General features: G+C 72.3%; 7 protein-coding genes. 3 read left to right on the top strand and 4 right to left on the bottom strand.

The window, feature by feature from the left end:
* The 3 genes from G6039_RS29400 to G6039_RS29390 form a co-directional block, all read right to left on the bottom strand.
* A partial coding sequence (locus G6039_RS29400; RefSeq protein ID WP_206531462.1) for a DUF308 domain-containing protein occupies positions 1–507 on the bottom strand: 507 nt, incomplete at its 3' end.
* Between the two features lie 89 nt (positions 508–596).
* Complete coding sequence (locus tag G6039_RS29395; RefSeq protein ID WP_006931174.1) at positions 597–1,418, bottom strand: thioesterase family protein; 822 nt, start codon at positions 1,416–1,418, stop codon at positions 597–599.
* Positions 1,415–2,296, bottom strand: a complete 882-nt coding sequence (locus tag G6039_RS29390) for a RecB family exonuclease (RefSeq protein WP_029543749.1) — start codon at positions 2,294–2,296, stop codon at positions 1,415–1,417. The genes G6039_RS29395 and G6039_RS29390 overlap by 4 nt, the downstream gene beginning before the upstream one ends.
* A 70-nt stretch (positions 2,297–2,366) precedes the next feature.
* On the opposite strand from G6039_RS29390, the gene G6039_RS29385 reads away from it, so the two are divergent.
* The gene (locus G6039_RS29385; RefSeq protein ID WP_029543751.1) at positions 2,367–3,218 is read left to right on the top strand and encodes a tRNA (adenine-N1)-methyltransferase; all 852 of its coding nucleotides are present in this window, start codon (positions 2,367–2,369) and stop codon (positions 3,216–3,218) included.
* A 60-nt stretch (positions 3,219–3,278) separates the two neighbouring features.
* Here the strand turns inward: G6039_RS29385 and G6039_RS29380 are convergent, their stop codons facing one another.
* The gene (locus tag G6039_RS29380) at positions 3,279–3,752 is read right to left on the bottom strand and encodes a WKL family lipoprotein (RefSeq protein ID WP_029543753.1); all 474 of its coding nucleotides are present in this window, start codon (positions 3,750–3,752) and stop codon (positions 3,279–3,281) included.
* Positions 3,753–3,926: 174 nt separating this feature from the next.
* On the opposite strand from G6039_RS29380, the gene arc reads away from it, so the two are divergent.
* Positions 3,927–5,702 carry a proteasome ATPase gene (gene arc, locus G6039_RS29375; RefSeq protein WP_029543755.1) on the top strand — a complete coding sequence of 592 codons (1,776 nt, stop codon included), beginning with the start codon at positions 3,927–3,929 and terminating at the stop codon, positions 5,700–5,702.
* Between the two features lie 73 nt (positions 5,703–5,775).
* A partial coding sequence (locus G6039_RS29370; protein WP_164528178.1) for a nitroreductase family deazaflavin-dependent oxidoreductase occupies positions 5,776–6,168 on the top strand: 393 nt, incomplete at its 3' end.

Genomic DNA, 6,168 nt, shown 5'->3' with positions numbered 1-6,168 from the left:
GAAGAACACGGTGCGGATGCCGAACAGGAAGGCGACGACGAGGACCGTGACGTCGGGCCAGCGCCAGGCGAGGACACCGAACACGATGTCGGCGAGGCCGAGGACTGCGGTGGTGAGTCGCTCGTCGAGGTCGCCGCGGGCGGCGCGGACCAGACGCAGGGCGCCGCCGACGACGAGGGCGAGCGCGACGGCGGGGGCGAGCAGATCCAGGGCCCGGCCGAGCCAGGCGAGGACGGCGATGCCGAACCCGATCCAGGCGAGGGCGGTGGCGGTCGCCACCGCCCCGGCGTGGGAGCGGTACGCGGCGAGCAGGTCGGCGGTGCCGGCGGTGATCGCGGCCAGGCCGATGAGCAGGCCCAGCGCGGACAGTGAGGTCAGCGGTCTCGTCGTGAGCAGCAGGCCGAGCAGCAGGCAGACGAGTCCGAGGAGCACGGACGTCCACCACGGTGCCGTGCGCAGCGCGGCGGTGGCGGCGCGGGCTCTGCGGTGGGGACCGGTCGCGGGCATGTCGTCCTCCCCTGGTGCCGACCGAAATGTCCGGTCGAGTGTGGCACGGTCCGCGGGCGCCCGCCCGGTGATCGGTACCCGCGGCGGGGTCAGCGGGGGCGGACCTGCACGGTTTGCGCGATCCGTCCGACGGCGCCGTCCTCGTCGTACAGCACCCCGGCGGTCATGCCCACCCCGTCGGGGCCGGTGGACGTCTCGGCGCTGATGCCGACCCACTCGCCGACCGGTTCCCGGAACAGGTGCACCGTCAGGTCGGTGTTGAGGAAGGTCCAGACGGCGGGGTCGAGTTTGGAACCGACGCCGTTGGCGACATCGGCGACGGTGAACAGCCGCTCGACCGGGGTCGGGGCCTCGCCCTCGACGAGCGCCAGGTCGGTGCGCAGCCACGCCGCCGACGGCCCCGGCGCCCCGATCGGGGTGATCGTGCGCCAGTCCAGGGTGCGCACGAATCCGGTCTGCCAGAACGCCGAGCCGGGGTGTTCGACGACGCCCTGCGCCGGCGGCGGCAGCGGCGCGTCCGCGGCGTGGGCGACCTCGGGCAGGTCGGCGGTCTGCATGCGCCAGGCGGTGCCACGGGCCACCGCTCGGGGGGTGCCGTCGGGGCCGGCGGCCCACAGCTCGGCGACGACGAGTTCGACCTTGCGGCCGGGGCGGTCGATGCGGGTGCGGACCTCGATCTCGGTCAGCGGCACCGGGCCGAGCAGTTCGACGCAGATGCGGGTCAGTCGGGCGTCGGGGCGGCGGCCGCAGCGTTCGAGGGCGCGGGCCAGCAGCGCCGACGGCGGGGCGCCGTGCTGCATCGTCGGTGCCCACGTGCTGACCGTATGGGCGGTGGGCCGAAACCGTTCGACGGCAGTGCCCCCGTCGCCGGGGCCGCCGTCGATCGGCACGAAGTACGCCGCGTCGCTCACTCGCTCGTTTCCTCCTCGGGACGGGCCGCGCCGGCGGGCTCGTCCGACCGGCCCGGATAGGGCGGGGCGGTGCCGCCGAATGCCGGGCACCGCACCCGATGATCGCACCACCGGCACAGCGGCCCCGGGTTGGGCCGGAAGTCCCGTGCGTCGGTCGCGGTGCGCACGGCCGCCCAGAGGGCGCGCACGGTGCCCTCGAAGCGGCGCAGTTCGTCCCCGTCGGGGGTGTAGTCGAGCACCTGTCCGTCCGCCAGGTACAGCAGCCGCAGCCGCGCCGGCACCACCCCGCGGGTGCGCAGCACCATCAGCGCGTAGAACTTCAGCTGGAACAGCGCCGCCGCCTCGCCGGTCTCGCGGGGTGCCCGGCCGGTCTTGTAGTCGACCACGCGCACCAGCCCCTGAGGGGAGATGTCGATCCGGTCGACGAAGCCCCGCAGCCGCAGCCCGTCGTCCAGTTCGGTTTCCACGCGCAGCTCGCACGCTTGCGGGGTGAACCCGGTGGGATCCTCGAGTGCGAAGTAGCGGGCGACGAGGGCGCGGGCCTCGGTGAGGAACCGGTCGCGCTCGCCCGGGCCGATCACGTCGGCGAGGTCGGGTGCCTCCTCGAGCAGCCGCTGCCACGCCGGTGCCACCAGCTCGCCGGCGGGTCCGGGCCGCCGCTCGGCGGCCGGCAGCGCGAACAACGCCTCGAGGGCTGCGTGGACGACGCTGCCGCGCAGCTGGGCCCGCGACGGGACCTCGGGGATCCGGTCGATCGCCCGGAACCGGTACAGCAGCGGACAGCGTTTGAAGTCGGCGGCGCGCGACGGCGACAGCGCCGGCGTCCGCGGGGCCGCGGGCCGGTCGTCGGTGGGGGGCGTCGTCGCGGCTGTGCTCACACCTGGCAGGGTATGGCCCGGGACCGACACGGTGTCGGTACCGGCGGAGCGGACGAAGGTGGATACGGCGATGGCAGCAGGTGGACTCGGGCGCAGCGGACCGTTCGAGGTCGGTGACCGGGTGCAGCTCACCGACGCCAAGGGCCGCAAGTACACGGTGGTGCTCGAGGCGGGCAAGGAGTTCCACACCCACCGCGGCGGCATCCTGCACGACGCGCTCATCGGCACGGACGAGGGCAGCGTCGTCACCTCCACCAACGGCACCCCCTACCTGGCGCTGCGGCCGCTGCTGACCGATTACGTGCTGTCCATGCCGCGCGGGGCGCAGGTGATCTACCCCAAGGACGCCGCGCAGATCGTGCACGAGGGCGACGTGTTCCCCGGCGCGCGGGTGCTCGAGGCGGGCGCCGGTTCGGGTGCGCTGACCTGTTCGCTGCTGCGGGCCGTGGGGCCGACCGGCCGGGTGATCTCCTACGAGGTGCGCGACGACCACGCCGAGCACGCGGTGCGCAACGTCGAGACGTTCTTCGGGGAGCGTCCCGGGAACTGGGATCTCACGGTGGGCGACGTCGCGGACTACGACCTCGACCGGCACGGTCCGGTCGACCGGGTGGTGCTGGACATGCTGGCCCCCTGGGACGCGCTGCCGACGGTGGCGAAGGCGCTGGTACCCGGTGGGGTGCTGATCGTGTACGTGGCGACGGTGACTCAGCTGTCGAAGGTGGTCGAGGCGCTGCGCGAGCAGACCTGCTGGACCGAACCGCGGTCGTGGGAGTCGATGGTGCGCGGCTGGCACGTGGTCGGCCTGGCCGTGCGTCCGGAGCATCGGATGCAGGGGCACACCGCGTTCCTGGTCAGCGCCCGCCGCCTCGCCGAGGGCACCGTCACACCGAAGCCGCAGCGCCGGCCCAGCAAGGGCTGACCGCTCCGGTCCGCACGGCGGCCGAGCCGCCTGATCCGCACGGCGGCCGAGCCGCCCCGGTCACGAGCAGTTCAGCGACCCCATCGCCAGGACCTGGCAGGTGCTCTCGTCCGCCAGCCGCCAGGTGCCGTCCTCCCGCTCGAACGTCAGCGGCATCGGGGCGCCGCCGTGCGGACCGGTGACCTGCACGGTTGCCGAGACCGTGTCGTCGTCGACGGCGTTCACGGACTCGACGTCGGCGGTGAGCGGGTAGCCGGCGAGCACCCCGTTGAACTGCTCGAGCAGCGCGCTCCGGTCGTCGCCGTCCTCGACCACCACGGCCTTGTCCGCCGCCGGCACCGCCGGGTCGAAGAACGTCGTCAGCACCGCTTCGAGCTCGCCCTCGGTTGCCGCGGCGGCGGGGCCGGCCGCGGACGTCGTCGCGGCGGAGGATGTGGGCGACTTACCGGCGGAGTCGTCGGCGGCGCAGGCGGGCAGCGCGGTCAGTGCGGCGACGGCGACGGCGGCAGCGGCCCGTCTGGTGCGAGTGGTCACGGGAATCCTTTCGACCCGGCAGAGAGAAAGGCAAGGCTAACATCGGTATCGGGGATTCGGGCCCGCGGCCGTGAGGAATCCGACACGCATTCGCAGCATGCCGATTTCGCGTCGCACCACACAGTCGGCCGTCTGCCGGTAGCGTGGAAAGACCGATAGTGGAGGGAGTCGCACATGAGCTCGACAGAGAACCCGGATTCGGTTGCGGCGGCACAAGAACTCGAAGCGCTGCGCGCCGAGGCGACCGCCCTGCGGCGGCGGCTCGTCGAACCGTCCGAACAGGTCCGTGACCTCGAGGCCCGGATCGACTCCCTGACCGTGCGCAACGGCAAGCTGATGGACACGCTCAAGGAGGCGCGCCAGCAGCTGATCACCCTGCGCGAGGAAGTCGACCGGCTCGGTCAGCCCCCCAGCGGCTACGGGGTGCTGCTCGGCATCTACGACGATCAGACCGTGGACGTGTTCACCTCCGGCCGCAAGATGCGGGTCACGGTGTCCCCGAACCTCGAACCCGATGGTTTCGTCTCCGGCCAGACGGTCCGGTTGAACGAGGCGCTGACCGTCGTCGAAGCCGGCGGATTCGAGCGGGTCGGAGAGATCACCACCCTGCGCGAGGTCCTCGACGACGGCACCCGCGCCCTCGTCGTCGGACACGCCGACGAGGAGCGCATCGTGTGGCTGGCCGCGCCGCTCGCCGCCGCGGCCGCCGCGGCGGCCGGCACCGTCGAGGTGAGCGAGGACGCCGAGCCGTCGTTCAAGCTGCGGCCGGGTGATTCGCTGCTGGTCGACAGCAAGGCCGGCTACGCCTTCGAGCGCATCCCCAAGGCCGAGGTCGAGGACCTCGTCCTCGAGGAGGTTCCCGACGTCGACTACAACGACATCGGTGGCCTCGGCCGGCAGATCGAGCAGATCCGCGACGCGGTGGAACTGCCGTTCCTGCACAAGGACCTGTTCCGTGAGTACGCGCTGCGCCCGCCCAAGGGCGTGCTGCTGTACGGCCCGCCCGGCTGCGGCAAGACCCTCATCGCCAAGGCCGTCGCCAACTCGCTGGCCAAGAAGATCGCCGAGGCCCGCGGCGAGGATTCGAAGGAAGCGAAGTCCTACTTCCTCAACATCAAGGGCCCCGAGCTGCTCAACAAGTTCGTCGGCGAGACCGAACGCCACATTCGGCTGATCTTCCAGCGGGCCCGCGAGAAGGCCTCCGAAGGCACGCCGGTGATCGTGTTCTTCGACGAGATGGACTCGATCTTCCGCACCCGCGGCTCCGGTGTGTCGTCGGATGTCGAGACCACGGTGGTGCCGCAGCTGCTGTCCGAGATCGACGGCGTCGAGGGTCTCGAGAACGTCATCGTGATCGGCGCGTCCAACCGCGAGGACATGATCGACCCGGCGATCCTGCGGCCCGGCCGACTCGATGTGAAGATCAAGATCGAGCGGCCCGACGCCGAGGCGGCGCTGGACATCTTCTCCAAGTACCTCACCGAGGGTCTGCCGGTGCACGCCGACGACCTCGCCGAGTTCGGCGGGCACCGCGGGGCGTGCGTGCGCGCCATGATCGAACGGGTCGTCGACCGGATGTACGCCGAGAGCGAGGAGAACCGCTTCCTCGAGGTGACGTACGCCAACGGCGACAAGGAGGTCCTGTACTTCAAGGACTTCAACTCCGGCGCGATGATCCAGAACATCGTCGACCGCGCCAAGAAGTACGCGATCAAGTCGGTACTCGAAACCGGCGCGCCCGGTCTGCGGGTGCAGCACCTGCTCGACTCCATCGTCGACGAGTTCGCCGAGAACGAGGACCTGCCCAACACCACCAACCCGGACGACTGGGCCCGGATCTCCGGCAAGAAGGGCGAACGCATCGTCTACATCCGCACCCTGGTCACCGGCAAGAACGCCAGCGCCAGCCGGGCGATCGACACCGAGTCGAACACGGGCCAGTACCTGTGACGCCGCGCCGGTGGGGTCGCCGCGTCCCGCGGCGGCCCCACCGGCGTGCGACGCGACCGGCAGGAGGCTGACCGTGCCGCTGCCCCGCGCCCTGGCCCGGTTCAACAGGGTCGTCACCAACCGGCTCGCCCGGCCGGTGGCCGGACACCTACCGCTGACGGCGGTGATCGAGCACCGCGGCCGGCGTACCGGGCGCCGCTACCGCACCCCGGTGCTGGTGTTCGGTCGCGACGGCGGCTACCGCATCGCCCTGACCTACGGCCCCCGCACCGACTGGGTGCGCAACGTCCTCGCCGCCGGCGGCTGCACCCTGCACACCCGCGGCCGCCGCATCGACCTCGTCGACCCCGTGCTCGGCCGCGACCCGGCCGTGCGGTGGGCGCCGCCCGGCGTCCGCACGGTCCTGCGCGCGACCGGCTCGGTCGAGTATCTCGACGCCGCCGTCGCCCCGTCCGCCGCCCGCCCC

It is taken from the genome of Rhodococcus aetherivorans, assembly GCF_011058165.1.
In the GTDB taxonomy this organism is placed as follows: domain Bacteria; phylum Actinomycetota; class Actinomycetes; order Mycobacteriales; family Mycobacteriaceae; genus Rhodococcus; species Rhodococcus aetherivorans.
Note: the sequence above shows the minus strand (reverse complement) of the source record. Positions and strands in the feature narration are given on the sequence as shown.